Annotated in this window: 14 protein-coding genes; 7 read left to right on the forward strand and 7 right to left on the reverse strand. The window is 67.8% G+C overall.

The features are described from left to right. Window positions 1-4: 4 nt before the first annotated feature. The 5 genes from L978_RS02635 to tkt are packed head-to-tail and all read right to left on the reverse strand — an operon-like array spanning window position 5 to window position 7,333. Window positions 5-940 carry a glucose-6-phosphate dehydrogenase assembly protein OpcA gene (locus tag L978_RS02635; protein WP_047519988.1) on the reverse strand — a complete coding sequence of 312 codons (936 nt, stop codon included), beginning with the start codon at window positions 938-940 and terminating at the stop codon, window positions 5-7. Further along, the gene (zwf, locus tag L978_RS02640) at window positions 937-2,487 is read right to left on the reverse strand and encodes a glucose-6-phosphate dehydrogenase (protein ID WP_047519990.1); all 1,551 of its coding nucleotides are present in this window, start codon (window positions 2,485-2,487) and stop codon (window positions 937-939) included. The genes L978_RS02635 and zwf overlap by 4 nt, the downstream gene beginning before the upstream one ends. Window positions 2,488-2,508: 21 nt before the next feature. Further along, a complete protein-coding gene (locus L978_RS02645) occupies window positions 2,509-4,116 on the reverse strand; it encodes a glucose-6-phosphate isomerase (RefSeq protein WP_047519992.1) in 1,608 nt (535 codons plus the stop codon). Further along, window positions 4,113-5,225 (reverse strand): transaldolase, encoded by a 1,113-nt coding sequence (tal, locus tag L978_RS02650; RefSeq protein ID WP_047519994.1) that lies wholly within the window; start codon window positions 5,223-5,225, stop codon window positions 4,113-4,115. The genes L978_RS02645 and tal overlap by 4 nt, the downstream gene beginning before the upstream one ends. Continuing rightward, window positions 5,222-7,333 carry a transketolase gene (gene tkt / locus L978_RS02655; RefSeq protein WP_047520138.1) on the reverse strand — a complete coding sequence of 704 codons (2,112 nt, stop codon included), beginning with the start codon at window positions 7,331-7,333 and terminating at the stop codon, window positions 5,222-5,224. The genes tal and tkt overlap by 4 nt, the downstream gene beginning before the upstream one ends. Before the next feature lie 251 nt (window positions 7,334-7,584). Here tkt and L978_RS02660 point away from each other — a divergent pair, with 251 nt between their 5' ends. Then, window positions 7,585-8,490, forward strand: a complete 906-nt coding sequence (locus L978_RS02660) for a heme o synthase (RefSeq protein WP_047519996.1) — start codon at window positions 7,585-7,587, stop codon at window positions 8,488-8,490. A 69-nt stretch (window positions 8,491-8,559) separates the two neighbouring features. Here the strand turns inward: L978_RS02660 and L978_RS02665 are convergent, their stop codons facing one another. After that, window positions 8,560-8,997, reverse strand: coding sequence for a hypothetical protein (locus tag L978_RS02665; protein ID WP_047519998.1), 438 nt, complete (start codon window positions 8,995-8,997; stop codon window positions 8,560-8,562). Window positions 8,998-9,062: 65 nt separating this feature from the next. Continuing rightward, complete coding sequence (locus L978_RS02670) at window positions 9,063-10,181, reverse strand: COX15/CtaA family protein (protein WP_227991640.1); 1,119 nt, start codon at window positions 10,179-10,181, stop codon at window positions 9,063-9,065. A 245-nt stretch (window positions 10,182-10,426) separates the two neighbouring features. On the opposite strand from L978_RS02670, the gene sufB reads away from it, so the two are divergent. From sufB to L978_RS02700, 6 genes are all read left to right on the forward strand, one after another. Then, on the forward strand, window positions 10,427-11,845 hold the full coding sequence (gene sufB, locus L978_RS02675; protein WP_047520001.1) for a Fe-S cluster assembly protein SufB: 1,419 nt from the start codon (window positions 10,427-10,429) through the stop codon (window positions 11,843-11,845). Beyond that, complete coding sequence (gene sufD, locus L978_RS02680; protein ID WP_047520003.1) at window positions 11,845-13,050, forward strand: Fe-S cluster assembly protein SufD; 1,206 nt, start codon at window positions 11,845-11,847, stop codon at window positions 13,048-13,050. Before sufB ends, sufD begins: the two co-directional genes overlap by 1 nt. Then, entirely contained in the window at window positions 13,047-13,373 is a 327-nt protein-coding gene (locus tag L978_RS02685; protein ID WP_047520005.1) for a non-heme iron oxygenase ferredoxin subunit, read from the forward strand. Before sufD ends, L978_RS02685 begins: the two co-directional genes overlap by 4 nt. A 3-nt stretch (window positions 13,374-13,376) precedes the next feature. Next, window positions 13,377-14,147: a Fe-S cluster assembly ATPase SufC gene (gene sufC / locus L978_RS02690; protein ID WP_047520007.1), complete on the forward strand. Its 771-nt coding sequence runs from the start codon at window positions 13,377-13,379 to the stop codon at window positions 14,145-14,147. Between the two features lie 9 nt (window positions 14,148-14,156). Beyond that, window positions 14,157-14,486: a metal-sulfur cluster assembly factor gene (locus tag L978_RS02695; protein ID WP_021200756.1), complete on the forward strand. Its 330-nt coding sequence runs from the start codon at window positions 14,157-14,159 to the stop codon at window positions 14,484-14,486. Window positions 14,487-14,574: 88 nt separating this feature from the next. Continuing rightward, a complete protein-coding gene (locus tag L978_RS02700; protein WP_047520009.1) occupies window positions 14,575-15,729 on the forward strand; it encodes a MalY/PatB family protein in 1,155 nt (384 codons plus the stop codon). The last annotated feature ends 80 nt before the right edge of the window (window positions 15,730-15,809 follow it).

Raw genomic sequence — 15,809 nt, forward strand, 5'->3', positions numbered from 1 at the left:
GACGTCACTCTCCAGTCTCGGGCGGACCCAGCTTCTCCCAGCCCTCGGTGATGACTCGACCGTACAGGACATCGGGGTCCAACCGACGCAGCTCCTCCGCGAGGCACTCACGAAGGGTCCGGCGCGGCAGGTGGAGGTCGTGGTTCGGCTGTCCGGGCTGCGTGAGCACCGCGACGCCCGGCGTCGGGCGCTCCAGCAGGATGTCGCCGGACTCACGGGTCAGGCGCACGGACTTGATGCCCTCTTCCCAGTGCTCAGGATCCTCGTACGACCAGCGCACCCGAACCTCGAGCGCCATCTGCAGCCAGGCGGCCAGCAGAGCGGTGGACGGGGAAGCCGCGGCTCCACGGACCTCGACGCCGGTGATCGGCTCGTAGGGCGGCTGATCCAGCACGGCCGCCAGTTGTTCACGCCAGTGCGTCAGCCGGGTCCAGGCGAGGTCGGTGTCACCGGGGGCGTGGGTCTCGCCGAGGAGGGCGAGCCGGTCGCGGACGTCGCTCGCCGTCGCCGCATCCGTGATGCGTCGCTGGGCGATCTTGCCGAGTGGTGACTGCGCCGGTGCGACCGGAGCTGCTTCGGGCCACCACGCGACGACGGGAGCATCCGGCAGGAGGAGGCCGGTGATCAGGCTCTCCTCGTTGCTGGCGGCGTCACCGAAGGCACGGAGGACGACGACCTCGCTGGCGCCGGCGTCTCCGCCGACGCGGATCTGCGCATCGAGACGGGAATCCCCTTCGCCGGTCGTGAGCACGATGACGCGCATGGGGTGCTCGCGGGACGCATCGTTGGCGGCATCGATGGCGGCCTCGGCCACCCCGTTGCGTGCGGAGATGACCAGGGTGAGGACACGACCGAGTGCGACGGCGCCGCCCTCCTCGCGTACCTTGACCAGCTGCTTCGCGACCTGGCTGACGGTGGTGTCGGGAAGATCGATGATCACGGGCGTCTCCAGACTCGTCCATCGCGGGCCAGCAGGTCGTCGGCTGATGCCGGTCCCCACGAGCCTGGCGCGTACTGCTCGACCGGGCCGCCCTCGGCGGCCCAGTACTTCTCGACGGGATCGAGGATCTTCCAGGAGAGCTCGACCTCCTCGTGCCGCGGGAACAGCGGCGGGTCGCCCAGGAGGACGTCGAGGATCAGACGCTCGTACGCCTCGGGGCTCGCCTCGGTGAACGCGTGGCCGTAGCCGAAGTCCATCGTGACGTCGCGGACGTTGGATCCGCTGCCCGGAACCTTCGAGCCGAACCGGATGGTGACGCCCTCGTCGGGCTGCACCCGGATGACGAGCGCATTCTGTCCGAGTTCCGAGGCGTTGCCACGCCCGAACAGGTGCTGGGGTGCGCGCTTGAAGACCACGGCGATCTCGGTCACACGACGCCCGAGGCGCTTGCCGGTGCGCAGGTAGAACGGCACGCCGGCCCACCGACGCGTGTCGATCTCGAGCTTGATGGCCGCGTAGGTCTCCGTGGTCGACTCGGGGTTCATCCCCTCCTCCGCCAGGAAGCCGGTCACCTGCTCGCCACCCTGCCAGCCGCCGTCGTACTGCCCACGCGCGGTGGCGAGGGAGAGGTCCTCCGGGACGTGGACGGCAGCGAGCACCTTCTCCTTCTCGGCACGCAGGTCCGCAGCCGACAGGCTGATCGGCTCTTCCATGGCGGTCAGGGCGAGGAGCTGGAGGAGGTGGTTCTGAATCACGTCGCGCGCGGCGCCGATGCCGTCGTAGTAACCGGCCCGGCCGCCCACGCCGATGTCCTCGGCCATGGTGATCTGCACATGATCGACGTAGTTGCGGTTCCAGATCGGCTCGTACAACTCGTTCGCGAAGCGCAGCGCCAGGATGTTCTGGACCGTCTCCTTGCCCAGGTAGTGGTCGATGCGGAAGATCGAGTCGGCCGGGAAGGCCACTTCGAGCGCAGCGTTGAGGGCACGCGCGGACTCGAGGTCGTGTCCGAAGGGCTTCTCGATCACCACCCGCCGCCAGCGCTCGTCATCGTCGCTGTTCTCACCGACGAGCCCGGAATCCTTCAGCTGCTTGGCGACGAGCGGGAAGTCCTTCGGCGGGATCGACAGGTAGAACGCGTGGTTCCCCATGGTGCCGCGTTCGAGGTCGAGCTTCTCGACGGTCTCACGGAGCTTGTGGAACGAGTCCGGGTTGTCGAACTCACCCGAGACGAAGCGGATGCCCTGCAGCAGCTGAGTCCACGTCTCTTCGCGGAACGGCGTCCGGGCGTGCTCCTTCACCGCGTCGTAGACGACCTGCGCGAAGTCCTGGTCCTCCCAGTCCCGGCGAGCGAACCCGACCAGGGCGAAACCCGGAGGGAGCAGCCCGCGGTTGGCGAGGTCGTAGACCGCGGGCATCAGCTTCTTGCGTGAGAGGTCACCGGTGACTCCGAAGATCACGAGGGCGCTGGGCCCCGCGATCCGATTGAGGCGGCGGTCATCGGGGTCACGCAGCGGGTTGTGCCCGCGCGAGAGGGGAACAGACATCAGTGGGGGATTCTCCTGCTGTTACTTCTGTGCGGCTTCGAAGAGGGCGAGCACGTCGTCCGAGGACTCGGTGATCGTCAGCGTGACGACGGGACGTCCGTGCTCGGCGAGCACGGCGGCGTCACCGGCGGCCTGGGCCTGGATGAGCTGCCCGAAGGTGAAGGGACGATCCGGGATCTCGAGATCGACGTCCGTGCGCTCGAGGATCTGCAGGAACACCCCCTGCGCGGGACCGCCCTTGTGATACTGGCCGGTCGAGTGCAGGAACCGCGGACCCCATCCGAAGGTGGTCGGTCGTCCGGAGTCGGCGGCCACCAGTTCGCGCAGCCCCTGGAGCTGAGGCACCTCGAGCCGGTTGACGTAGGCCTGGATCGACACGTAGCCGTCGGCGGGGAGCTGCGCCCAGAGTGCGTCCAGGACGCCCTCGACGGTGCCGGAGGCCGCGAGTGCCGGGTCGGACACGCGCACCTCGACGCCGTTCTCGGCGAAGGCCGGGGCGGTCGGCTCGGGGCGTGCGTCGAGAAGGCCACGGGCAGCGACCTTGGCCGATTCGACATCGGGCTGATCGAAGGGGTTGATGTGTAGCAGGTGGCCTGCGATCGCGGTCGCGTACTCCCAGACGATGAGCTGCGCGCCGAGCGTCCCGCTGACGAGGATCTCGCCCTCGTAGCGTTCGTGCAGGTGGAACTCGTTCGCGTCGTCGACGAGCCGCACGATCTGCAGGTCGGCGGGCACCGGGTCGAGCTCCGGCGAGACCGGAAGGAGGACGACCGGGAGGATACCGGTACCTTCCTTGCCGGTGGACTCGGCGATGAGCTGCTCGATCCAGTCCGGCAGACCCTTGATGTGCGTGCCGTCCGTGATCAGGCCGAGCTTGTCGCGACGGGGGTTCGTCGCGGCGATGGCCGCACCGAGGCGGAGCGCCGGGTTCTCGGCGGAGTCGACGGCCACCTCGAGGGACGAGGCCTCGGCTTCGTTCAGCAGCTCGTCGATGTCGACGCCCGCGAGACCCGTCGGCACCAGTCCGAACGCTGTGAGCGCCGAGTAGCGCCCTCCGACGTTCGGGTCGGCGTTGAAGACGCGGTACCCTGCTTCGCGCGCCGACGCATCGAGCGGGGAACCGGGGTCGGTCACGACGACGATGCGTTCCACGGGATCGATTCCGAGGTCGCGGAAAGCGGCCTCGAAGGTACGACGCTGCGAGTCGGTCTCGACCGTCGACCCGGACTTCGACGACACGACCAGAACGGTGCCCTCGAGCCCTTCATCGAGTGCGGCGAGCACCTGGCCGGGAGCGGTCGAGTCGAGGATGGTCAGCGGCACCCCTGCGGTCTGTGCGATGACCTCGGGAGCGAGCGAGGAGCCTCCCATGCCCGCCAGGACCACCCGCGTGACCCCTTTGGCGTGGAGGTCGTCGCGCAGGGCGACGATCTCGGCGACGAGGGGGCGCGAGACCGAGACGGCCTCGACCCATCCGAGCCGGATCGACGCCTCCGCCTCTGCCGCGGTACCCCAGAGCGTGGGATCTCCGCCGGTGATGCGGGAAGCGACGAGATCGTGGACGAGGCTCGGCACCGTCTCATCGATCGCGGCGCGCGCGGCTCCGGATGCGTGGATGGAGAACGTCATCGCTGGGACTCCAGACCTTCGGCGACCTGCGTCAGCAGATCGTGCCACGAGTCGATGAACTTCGCGACGCCTTCGTCCTCGAGCACCTGGGTGACATCGGTGAAGTCGATGCCGACCTCGGCGAGTCCGGCGAAGACGGCGCGGGCCTCTTCGTAGCCGCCCGTGATCGTGTCGCCGGTGACGACGCCGTGGTCGAACGTCGCCTCGAGGGTCTTCTCCGGCATCGTGTTGACGACGCCCTGAGCGACGAGCTCGGTCACGTAGAGGGTGTCGGGGAGTGCGGGATCCTTGACGCCCGTCGAAGCCCACAGTGGACGCTGCGGGTTGGCTCCGGCATCGAGCAGGGCCTTGGCGCGGTCACCGGCGAAGCTCTGCTCGAAGAGCTCGTAGGCGAGGCGGGCGTTCGCCAGGCCCGCCTTGCTCTTGAGCGCCTCCGCGGCGTCGGTCCCGATGGCACTGAGACGCTTGTCCGTCTCGGTGTCGACCCGGGAGACGAAGAACGAGGCGACCGAGTGGATGGTCGACAGGTCGATGCCGGCTGCCTTCGCGGTCTCGAGTCCGGTGAGGTAGGCGTCGATGACCTCGGCGTAGCGCTCGAGGCTGAAGATCAGCGTGACGTTGACGCTGATCCCGGCGCCGATCGCCTCGGAGATCGCCGGGAGACCCGCCTTGGTCGCCGGGATCTTGACGAGCAGGTTGGGGCGGTCGATCTTCGCCCACAGCTCCTTGGCCTGTGCCACGGTGCCCGCGGTGTCGTGGGCGAGGTCGGGGGAGACCTCGATCGAGACACGACCGTCGACGTGGTCGGACGCTTCCCAGACCGGACGGAAGACGTCGAGTGCCGCGGCCACGTCCTGCGTGGTGGCGGCGAAGACCGCCTCCTCGGCGCTCGCCCCGGATGCCGCGAGCTCGGTCACCTGCGCGTCGTACGAGGTGTCGTTCTTGTCCGTGATCGCGTTCGCGAAGATCGTCGGGTTCGTGGTGACTCCGACGATGTTGCGCGACGAGATCAGCTCGGCGAGGTTGCCGGAGGAGATGCGGGTGCGGGAGAGGTCGTCGAGCCAGATGCTGACACCTGCGGCGGCGAGCTGTGCGGTGGGGGTGCTCATGCGTTCTCCTTGGTGCTGTGTGCGGCGATGGTCTCGCGTGCGGCCGCGATGACGGCCTCGGTCGTGATCCCGAATTTCTCGAACAGGGTCTTGTAATCGGCGGAGGCGCCGAAGTGGTCGATGCCGATCGAGCGACCGCGGTCGCCGACGATCTCGCGCCAGCCGAGCACCGATCCCGCCTCCACGGAGACGCGGGCCGTGACGGAAGCCGGGAGCACGCTCTCACGGTACGCCTCGTCCTGCTCGTGGAACCACTCCAGCGAAGGAGCGGAGACGACGCGGACGCTCACACCTTCCGCGGCCAGTGCCTCGCGGGCGCCCACGGCGAGCTGCACCTCCGAGCCGGTCGCGATGATGATGACGTCTGGCGTTCCGTTCGGTGCTTCCGCCAGCACGTAGGCGCCCTTGGACGCATTGTCCGCGGAGGCGAACACATCACCCGAGGCCGCACCGTCGCCGCGCTCGAACACCGGGATGTTCTGCCGCGTCAGGGCGATGCCGGCGGGGCCCCCGTGGCGACGCAGGACCTCCAGCCACGCGGCCGAGGTCTCGTTCGCGTCCGCGGGGCGCACGACCGTGAAGTTCGGGATCGCGCGGAGGGTGGCGAGCTGCTCGATCGGCTGGTGGGTGGGCCCGTCCTCGCCGAGGGCGACCGAGTCGTGCGTCCAGACGAAGACGGACGGGATGTCCATGAGCGCCGCGAGGCGAACCGCGGGCCGCATGTAGTCGCTGAAGATCAGGAACGTGCCGCCGAACGCGCGGGTCGGGCCGTGCAGCACGATGCCGTTCACGATCGCACCCATGGCGTGCTCGCGGATGCCGAAGTGCAGCACGCGTCCGTACGGGTTGCCCGACCACTCGTGGGTCGACCACTCGGTGGGGATGAACGACGGCGCATCCTTGATGGTCGTGAGGTTCGATTCGGCGAGGTCAGCCGATCCGCCCCACAGCTCGGGGAGCTCGGCGGCGAGGGCGTTGATGACCTGGCCGGACGCGGCGCGGGTCGAGACCTCCTTGCCGGACTCGAACACGGGCAGCGCGCCGGTGATGTCGGCCGGGAGCTCCTGGGCCTCGAGCCGGTCGAGCAGGGCCTTCTTCTCCGGGTTCGCCGACGCCCAGGCGTCGAACGACTCCTGCCACGCGGCACGTGCCTCGGCGGCGCGAGCGGCGAGACCGCGCGTGTGGGCGATGACCTCGTCGGCGACCACGAAGTTCTGGTCGGGGTCGAAGCCGAGGACCTTCTTGGTCGCGGCCAGCTCGTCGGCACCCAGGGCGGAGCCGTGGATCTTGCCGGAGTTCTGCTTGCCGGGCGAGGGCCAGCCGATGATCGTCTTGAGGATGATGAGCGACGGCTTCGAGGTCTCGCCCTGAGCCGCCTCGATGGCCGCGTTGAGCTCGGCGACGTCTTCGACGTACTCGCCGGTCTTCTTCCAGTCGACGACCTGGACCTGCCAGCCGTAGGACTCGTAACGCTTCGCGACGTCTTCGGTGAAGGCGACGTTGGTGTCGTCCTCGATCGAGATCTGGTTGGAGTCGTAGATCGCGATCAGATTGCCGAGCTGCTGGTGGCCGGCCAGAGAGGAGGCTTCGCTCGTGACGCCCTCCTGCAGGTCGCCGTCACCGGCGATCACGTACACGAAGTGGTCGAACGGACTCGTGCCCGCAGCGGCTTCGGGGTCGAACAGGCCGCGTTCGTAGCGGGCGGCGTAGGCGAAGCCCACGGCCGAGGCGAGTCCTTGGCCGAGAGGTCCGGTCGTGATCTCGACGCCCTTGGTGTGCCCGTACTCCGGGTGTCCGGGGGTCAGCGAGCCCCACGTGCGAAGCGCCTTCAGGTCGTCGAGCTCGAGCCCGAAACCGCCGAGGTAGAGCTGCACGTACTGGGTGAGGGAGGAGTGCCCCACGGACAGGATGAAGCGGTCGCGGCCCAGCCAGTCGGTGTCGGTCGGATCGTGGCGGAGCACCCGCTGGTAGAGGAGATACGCGGCCGGAGCGAGGCTCATCGCCGTGCCGGGGTGCCCGTTGCCGACCTTCTCGACGGCATCGGCCGCCAGGATCCGGGCGGTGTCCACCCCACGTCGATCGATCTCATCCCACTGCAATTCCGACACGTTCATGCCCTTTCCGACAGTTTCGAGGGCGCCCGTATTCCCTGGCGCATCCGCAACTTCCCTGGCGCATCCTGCACCGTCGCGGGGACGGGTGGAGGGGAGTGCGCAGCGCCGGGCGCGCGAGTGCTTTCAGCATAGCGAAGACGACTGTCGTGCTACGCGGATCGACGGCGCAGAGGACGTCACGCCGTGTCATACACTGGAGAGGTTGTCCGGTTACGTGCGCGGAGGAGGCGATCGAGATCTCGACGATGTCTGATCAGACCGTGAGGAAGTCGTCCATCGGTCGCACGGTGAAAGCGTACGTGACGCTCACCAAGCCGCGTGTCCTCGAGCTGCTGCTCGTGTCGACCGTGCCGGTGATGTTCCTCGCGCAGGGCGGACTGCCGGACCTCTGGCTCGTGCTGGCCACCGTCATCGGCGGATCCCTCAGCGCCGGTTCCGCGGCGGCGTTCAACATGTACCTCGACCGCGACATCGATGCGCACATGCATCGCACCGAGAATCGGCCGCTGGTGACCGGCGAGGTCAGTGCGCGCGGCGCACTCGTCTTCTCGTGGACGCTCGCGATCACCTCGACCGTCTGGCTGCTGGTCACGACCAACTGGCTCACGGCGACGCTCTCCGCCACGGCGATCTTCTTCTACGTCGTGATCTACACGATGATCCTCAAGCGCCGCACCGAGCAGAACATCGTCTGGGGTGGCATCGCCGGGTGCTTCCCGGTGCTCATCGGCTGGTCCGCCGTGACCGGCTCGCTCGACTGGCCGGCGTTCATCCTCTTCCTTCTCGTGTTCCTGTGGACCCCGCCGCACTACTGGCCGCTGTCGATGAAGTACAAGGACGACTACGAGGACGTCGACGTCCCGATGCTCGGGGTCACGCGCAACGCCTCGCAGGTCGGCCTCCAGGTGATCCTGTACGCCTGGGCCACGGTCGCCTGCTCGCTCCTGCTCGTGCCGATCGCGGACATGGGGCTGGTGTACACGGTCTCCGCCGCGGTGTTCGGCGGATGGTTCATCTACGAGTCGCATCGCCTGTACAACCGTGCGGTGCGCGGTACCGAGCCTCGCCCGATGCGCGTGTTCCACGCTTCGATCACCTATCTGACGTTGATCTTCGTCGCGGTCGCGGTCGATCCGCTGCTGCCTTTCTGACCACTCCTCGAACACGACGGGGCGGCACCGATCTCTCGGTGCCGCCCCGTCGTGTTCCAGCTCGGGTGATCAGCGGGTGACGGAGGGGTCGTCCTCGGTCTTCTCGTCGGCCGCCGGCTCGACGGTGCCGGGGGCACCGTCCGCGGGAACCTCGGTGGTCGGGACCGCGGTGGACTCGGGTGCGACCGGAGTCGACGGCTCCTCCGCTTCCACCGTCCAGTCGATCGCCTCGACGACGGCCGGAGCAGGGACGGGGACGAGCGAACGCGCGGCGACAAGTCCGAGCGTCAGCAGGATGCCGACGATACCGGCGGCGAGCACGCCGGCGCCCACGACGACGAGCGACTGTCCGACGTACACCTCGATGCCGGTGGCGGTGCCATCGAGCAGCGTGCTGGTCATCGTGGCGATCTGACCGGAGATCAGCCATCCACCCACCGCGGTCGCGGCGAGGGAGACGACGAGCAGGAGCCAGAAGCCGATGCTTCGTGAGAGTGACTTGTTCATGCGGCCATCATCGCCGACCTGCTGATGAGTCGGCGATGCGCCGCCTGTGCATCGCCTGTGCGACGTCAGTCTTCCGCAGGGACCGGACGCCGCAAGCGCAGCACGACCACCGTGTAGGTCGCGGCCGAGAGTGCGGCCAGGACCATGTGGATGCCGACCAGCACCGGGGGGAGTCCTTCGCGGGCCTGCCACACCCCGACACCGACCTGCACGAGGATCGCGAGGACCAGCACGAGCAGCCAGCGCCGGGGTTCCAGACGGAGCACCCAGGCAGCAATCGTCAAGAACAGCACCAGGCCGGCGAGGATGTATCCCGGCCAGGAGTGCACATGCGCGAGCACGGTCGCATCGAAGCCGTGGCGCAGCACGTCGGCGTCACCGGAGTGCGGACCGGAACCCGTCGTCAGGACGCCGAACAGGATCGTCATGGCCAGGACGAGGCCGGTCAGGTGGGTGACGATCGCGAACCAGGTCGGCACCGAGCGCTCGCGCGGCCCCGGCGCGGTCTTCAGACGCACCAGGAAGGCAGCCGTGACGCACACCAGCAGCAGTGATGACGCGTAGTGGAATCCCACGATGAAGGGGTTGAGTCCGGTGAGGACCGTGATGCCGCCGACGAGCGCCTGTGCCACGACGCCCGCCAGGACGATCCAGGCCAGAGTGACGAGATCGCGTCGTGCGGCGGTCGTGCGCACCGAGTGGACCGCGGCCGCGATGATCGCGAGGAGGAGGACACCCGTCGCGAAGGGGAACGCGAGAGGAGCCTCTTCCGCTCCGGACAAGCCGGAGACGAGGGTCACGAGGAAGTAGGTGAGAACGGCTCCCACGATGCCGCCGACGGCGAACCACAACGCCCGGACCAGGCCGCGCTTCCCGCTGTACCGACGCAGGACCAGGAGCACGACCACGAGCGCGATGATCCCGACGACGCCGGTCATCAGGCGGTTGCCGAACTCGATCAGGCCGTGGATGCCCTGCACCTCGAAGACCGGGACGAGGGACTCGGGAGTGCACAGCGGCCAATCCGAGCAGCCGAGTCCCGAACCGGTGAGGCGCACGGCGCCACCGGTGCCGATGATGATGGTCTCGCTGAGGAAGGAGAGCCAGGCGAAGACCGTCAACGCACGGCCCCACAGCGCTGAACGCGGCGGGGCCGTGTCCGTCTTCGGGGAGGCGGGGATCATCGTCTCGGGCATAAGTCCTCCGGACCGCGCGCGACGCGGCGGGCATGGCCCGTCTGTCAGGCGGAACCTGTAGAATCGGATTGTTGCGATGAGCGCTGACCGCGCTGAAGCATCGTCAACAGTTTAGGCGCGATGGAAGCGCCGGTGATGAGGGCCCACCAACGGCACCCGCTCCCGCAGACTCGACGGGGATCAGGTGTGTCGGGGCGGATGACACCGTTTGGGACCTGTGAGGAGAGTGTTGGATGTCGGATGTACTGATCGACCGCCCGGAGCTTGACGGTCTGGGGGTGTACGAGTTCGGCTGGCACGATGAGGACGCTGCGGGTGCCATCGCGAAACGCGGTATCTCGGAAGAGGTCGTCCGCGGCATCTCGGCCCTCAAGAACGAGCCCGAGTGGATGCTGAAGACCCGGCTCAAGGGCTATCAGCTCTTCGGGCGCAAGCCGATGCCGACGTGGGGCGCAGACCTCAGCGAGATCGACTTCGACAACATCAAGTACTTCGTCCGCTCCACGGAGAAGCAGGCGCAGTCCTGGGAAGACCTTCCGGCCGAGATCCGGGACACCTACGAGAAGCTCGGCATCCCCGAGGCCGAGCGTCAGCACCTGGTCGCCGGTGTCGCCGCTCAGTACGAGTCCGAGGTCGTGTACCACCAGATCCGCGAGGACCTGGAGCAGCAGGGCGTGATCTTCATGGACACCGACACGGCTCTGCGTGAGCACCCGGAGTTCTTCGAGGAGTACTTCGGCACCGTCATCCCCGCGGGTGACAACAAGTTCGCCGCGCTCAACACGGCCGTCTGGTCGGGCGGTTCCTTCGTCTACGTCCCCAAGGGCGTGCACGTCGAGATCCCGCTGCAGGCGTACTTCCGGATCAACACCGAGAACATGGGCCAGTTCGAGCGGACCCTGATCATCGCCGACGAGGGCAGCTACGTCCACTACATCGAGGGCTGCACGGCTCCGATCTACAAGTCGGACTCCCTGCACTCGGCCGTCGTCGAGATCATCGTGAAGAAGAACGCCCGCGTGCGCTACACGACGATCCAGAACTGGTCGAACAACGTCTACAACCTGGTCACCAAGCGCGCCGTGGCGCACGAGGGCGCGACCATGGAGTGGGTCGACGGCAACATCGGCTCCAAGGTGACGATGAAGTACCCGTCGATCTACCTGATGGGCGAGCACGCCAAGGGGGAGACGCTCTCGGTCGCCTTCGCCGGCCCCGGTCAGCACCAGGACGCGGGCGCGAAGATGATCCACATGGCGCCGTACACCCAGTCGTCGATCGTCTCGAAGTCGATCGCGCGTGGCGGCGGGCGTGCCGGCTACCGCGGCGAGGTGCGCGTGGACGCCGCGGCGCACCACTCGGCGAACACCGTGCGGTGCGACGCGCTGCTCGTGGACACCAAGTCGCGCTCCGACACCTACCCGGCGATCGACATCCGTGTCGACGACGTGCAGCTCGGCCACGAGGCCACGGTCTCGAAGGTGAGCGAGGAGCAGCTGTTCTACCTGCAGTCGCGCGGAATGCCCGAGGACGAGGCGATGGCGATGATCGTGCGCGGCTTCATCGAGCCGATCGCACGCGAGCTGCCCATGGAATACGCGATGGAACTGAACAAGCTCATCGAGATGGGCATGGAAGGATCGGTCGGCTAGTGACCGCCGCTACGACAGCGCCTGCCGAGGCGCAGCACACGAACGCGCACATCGACCCCGCGGCCCAGGTCGCAGAAGCCGGATTCGTCCCGGTGCAGACCCGCTCGGAGCGGCCGCACTCCTTCGAACCTTCCGACTTCGGTGCCCCCACCGGGCGCGAGGTCAACTGGAAGCACACCCCGATCGCGCAGCTCACCCCGCTGTTCGAGGTCGCGTCACCGAACGACGGCGTCAGCTACGCGCACAGCGCAGGGGAGCAGTACATCGCCGCCCCGCTCGCCGTCGGCGCGGAGCCCCGTGGTGAGGTCTTCCTCGCGGAGGACATCACGGCCGCCGTCGCCTGGCAGGGCAGCTCCGAGGCCCTTCACGTGCGCATCCCGCGTGAAGAGGAGGTCGCAGAGCCGATCTTCATCGCCATCACGGGTCTGGGCGCTGAGCGTCGGGCCGATGCGCACATCGTCATCGAAGCGCTCGAGCACAGCGCGGCGACGGTCGTCCTCCAGCACACCGGCTCAGCGCAGTACGCGCAGAACGTCGAGATCATCGTCCGCGACGGGGCGAAGCTCACCGTCATCAGCCTGCAGCAGTGGGCCGATGACGCCGTGCACGCCGCCGCGCACCAGGCCAGGGTGGGCGCGGATGCGACCCTCAAGCACTTCGTGGTCAGCTTCGGTGGCGGCGTCGTGCGGGTCAACCCGAGTGTCGAGCTCGCCGGTGCCGGCTCCGAGGGCTACCTCTACGGCCTCTCGTACGCGGACGCCGGGCAGCACCTGGAGAGCCAGGTGTATCTGCACCACAAGGGGCCGCACACGAAGGGCGACGTCCTCTACAAGGGGGCGCTGCAGGGGCAGAGCGCCCACAGCGTCTGGATCGGCGATGTGCTGATCGGTGCGGACGCCACGGGCACCGACTCCTACGAGGCGAACCGCAACCTGGTTCTGACCGAGGGTGCGCGCGCCGACTCGATCCCGAACCTCGAGATCGAGACCGGCGACATCCTCGGTGCGGGCCACGCCAGCGCCACCGGTCGTTTCGACGACGAGCAGCTCTTCTACCTCCAGGCCCGCGGCATCACGGAAGAAGAAGCGCGACGACTCGTCGTGCTCGGCTTCCTCACCGACATCGTGCAGCGCCTCGGTATCCCCGCTCTCGAGACCGAGTTGCTGGCGGCGATCGAGGCGGAGCTCGCCGAGGTGAGTGCATGACCGCCGAACGCGTCTGCGGTGTCGCCGACCTCGAGCAGGACACGCCTCTGCGCGTCGACCCGGGTGGTGTGCCCATCACCGTGATCAAGGACGGCGAAGGAGTCATCCACGCCATCGGCGACACCTGCACCCACGGCGACATCTCGCTGTCCGAGGGCTTCGTCGAGGGAGACACCGTGGAGTGCTGGGCGCACGGCTCGGCCTTCTCGTTGCTCACCGGCAAGCCCCAGAATCTCCCCGCATATGAGCCCGTCCCGGTCTACGTCGTCCAGATCGACGGCGACGACGTGCTCATCGATCCGACTGTGATTAAGGAAGTCTGAAGAATGTCTGTTCTCGAGATCCGCGACCTGCATGTGACGGTCGAGACCGAGGCGGGGACCACCCCGATCCTCAACGGAATCAACCTCACCATGAACACCGGTGAGACCCACGCCATCATGGGCCCCAACGGCTCCGGCAAGTCGACCCTGGCCTACACGATCGCAGGTCACCCGAAGTACACGGTGACCTCCGGTTCGATCACGTTCGACGGCCAGGACGTCCTGGAGATGAGCGTCGACGAGCGCGCTCGCGCAGGACTGTTCCTCGCGATGCAGTACCCGGTGGAGATCCCCGGCGTCACGGTGACGAACTTCCTGCGTACTGCGAAGACCGCGCTCGACGGCGAAGCACCGGCGATCCGCGGGTGGACCAAGGACGTCAAGGCCGCCATGTCGAACCTGCGCATGGACCCGAAGTTCGCGCAGCGCAATGTCAACGAGGGCTTCTCCGGCGGTGAGAAGAAGCGTCACGAGATCCTGCAGCTCGAGGTGCTCAAGCCGAAGTTCGCGGTCCTCGACGAGACCGACTCCGGCCTCGACGTCGACGCGCTGAAGATCGTCTCCGAAGGTGTCAACCGTGCGAAGGAGTCCACCGGGCTCGGCGTGCTGCTGATCACCCACTACACCCGCATCCTCCGTTACATCCGTCCCGACTTCGTCCACGTGGTCGTCGCGGGCAAGATCGTGGAAGAGGGCGGCCCGGAGCTTGCCGACCGGCTGGAGAACGAGGGATACGACCGTTTCCTCGACCCTGCAGCCCCTATCGAGGCGTAGGCTGATCGCATGACAGCGACCCTCACGGACGAGAAGTACGACGCGGTCACCGAGGCTCTCAAAGACGTCATGGACCCCGAGCTCGGGATCAACGTCGTCGACCTCGGCCTCATCTACGACCTCGCCTGGGATGACGAGAACGATGCTCTCGTCATCCACATGACGCTCACCAGCGCCGGGTGCCCGCTCACCGATGTCCTCGAGGACCAGACGGCTCAGGCTCTGGACAGCGTCGTCGATCGCTTCCGGATCAACTGGGTCTGGATGCCGCCGTGGGGTCCGGAGCGGATCACGGACGACGGGCGCGACATGATGCGCGCTCTCGGCTTCGCGATCTGACCGTCACGGAGGACCGTCGGTCGGCGTCATCGACGCGCGCCGGTTCGGAGGACACCGCGATGGCGTGTGTCGTATCTCGGGAGAACGAATGCTTCAGGTGAAGGCGCTGCCTCTGGCAGAACTCCGTGAGCGCAGCAGCGAGAAGTGGCGCGAGTACCCGGCCGACGTGCTTCCGCTCTTCGTCGCAGAGACCGATTTCCCGCTCGCACCTGCCGTCTCGGCTGCGCTGCAGCGCGCGGTGGCGGTCGGAGACACCGGCTACGTGGCCTCCCGGACACCCCTCGCCGAGTCGTTCGCGGCGTTCGCGGCGCGCCGCTACGGGTGGTCCCCGGATCCCGCCCGCATGCGCAGCACCGCGGATGTCAGCATGGGCCTCGTCGAGATCCTGCGTCGGGTGACCCAGCCGGGCGAGCGAGTCGTCGTGACCCCGCCGGTGTATCCGCCGTTCTACGACCTGGTCGCCGAGTCCGGTGCCGAGGTCGAGAGGGTGCCGCTGCGCGATACGGGGATCGCGTGGGAGCTCGACCTCGCTGGGATCCGCGGCGCCTTCGAAGACGGCGCGACGGCGATGCTGCTGTGCAATCCGCACAATCCGACCGGAACCGTGCATGCTCCGGAGAGTCTGGCTGCTCTCGCGGACCTGGCCGAGGAGTTCGGCGTCGCGGTCATCTCGGACGAGATCCATGCGCCGCTCGCACAGCCCGGGACGGGGTTCACTCCTTTCCTCGCCGCGAGCGACGCCGCTCGACGGGTCGGATACGCGGTGGTCAGCGCCAGCAAGGCGTTCAACCTCGCCGGACTCAAGTGCGCGCTGATGGTCACGGCCGATGAGGAGACGACCGCGGTCGTCCGGGGTCTTCCGGTGGAAGTCGAGTGGCGCACGGGGCAGTTCGGGCTCCTGGCTGCCGTCGCCGCGTTCTCGGAAGAGAGCGATGAGTGGCTCGAAGGTCTGCTGCGCACCCTGGACGAGAATCGCGTCCTCCTCGAAGACCTGCTCGCCTCGCATCTGCCCGGCGCGCGCTATCGCATACCCGACGCGGGATACCTTGCCTGGATCGACCTCTCCGCCCTGGGATGGGGGGAGAACCCCGCACGCCGTATCCTGAGGGACGCCAAAGTCGCTCTGCACTTCGGCCCCGCGTTCGGGATCGAAGGCGCCGGGCACGTTCGGTTGAACTTCGGCACGAGTCCGGAGATTCTCACCGAAGCAGTCGAGCGCATCGCCGCGCTCGTCGATCGCTGACCCCTGGACCGATGCTGAGACGTACGTGGTCGTCGCTCCACGGGGCGGCACCGCTCACCGTGGTAGCCGACGATCCCGGA

Origin of the sequence: Microbacterium sp. ZOR0019 (assembly GCF_000800925.1) — a bacterium.
Taxonomy (GTDB): domain Bacteria; phylum Actinomycetota; class Actinomycetes; order Actinomycetales; family Microbacteriaceae; genus Microbacterium; species Microbacterium aurugineum.

What these genes read in the sequence shown, in the direction of transcription:
- zwf (WP_047519990.1), bottom strand. Translation starts at nt 2,487, where the DNA reads ATGTCTGTTCCCCTCTCGCGCGGGCACAACCCGCTGCGTGACCCCGAT.
- L978_RS02645 (WP_047519992.1), bottom strand. Translation starts at nt 4,116, where the DNA reads ATGACGTTCTCCATCCACGCATCCGGAGCCGCGCGCGCCGCGATCGAT.
- tal (WP_047519994.1), bottom strand. Translation starts at nt 5,225, where the DNA reads ATGAGCACCCCCACCGCACAGCTCGCCGCCGCAGGTGTCAGCATCTGG.
- L978_RS02660 (WP_047519996.1), top strand. Translation starts at nt 7,585, where the DNA reads ATGTCTGATCAGACCGTGAGGAAGTCGTCCATCGGTCGCACGGTGAAA.
- L978_RS02665 (WP_047519998.1), bottom strand. Translation starts at nt 8,997, where the DNA reads ATGAACAAGTCACTCTCACGAAGCATCGGCTTCTGGCTCCTGCTCGTC.
- L978_RS02670 (WP_227991640.1), bottom strand. Translation starts at nt 10,181, where the DNA reads ATGATCCCCGCCTCCCCGAAGACGGACACGGCCCCGCCGCGTTCAGCG.
- sufB (WP_047520001.1), top strand. Translation starts at nt 10,427, where the DNA reads ATGTCGGATGTACTGATCGACCGCCCGGAGCTTGACGGTCTGGGGGTG.
- L978_RS02685 (WP_047520005.1), top strand. Translation starts at nt 13,047, where the DNA reads ATGACCGCCGAACGCGTCTGCGGTGTCGCCGACCTCGAGCAGGACACG.
- sufC (WP_047520007.1), top strand. Translation starts at nt 13,377, where the DNA reads ATGTCTGTTCTCGAGATCCGCGACCTGCATGTGACGGTCGAGACCGAG.
- L978_RS02695 (WP_021200756.1), top strand. Translation starts at nt 14,157, where the DNA reads ATGACAGCGACCCTCACGGACGAGAAGTACGACGCGGTCACCGAGGCT.
- L978_RS02700 (WP_047520009.1), top strand. Translation starts at nt 14,575, where the DNA reads ATGCTTCAGGTGAAGGCGCTGCCTCTGGCAGAACTCCGTGAGCGCAGC.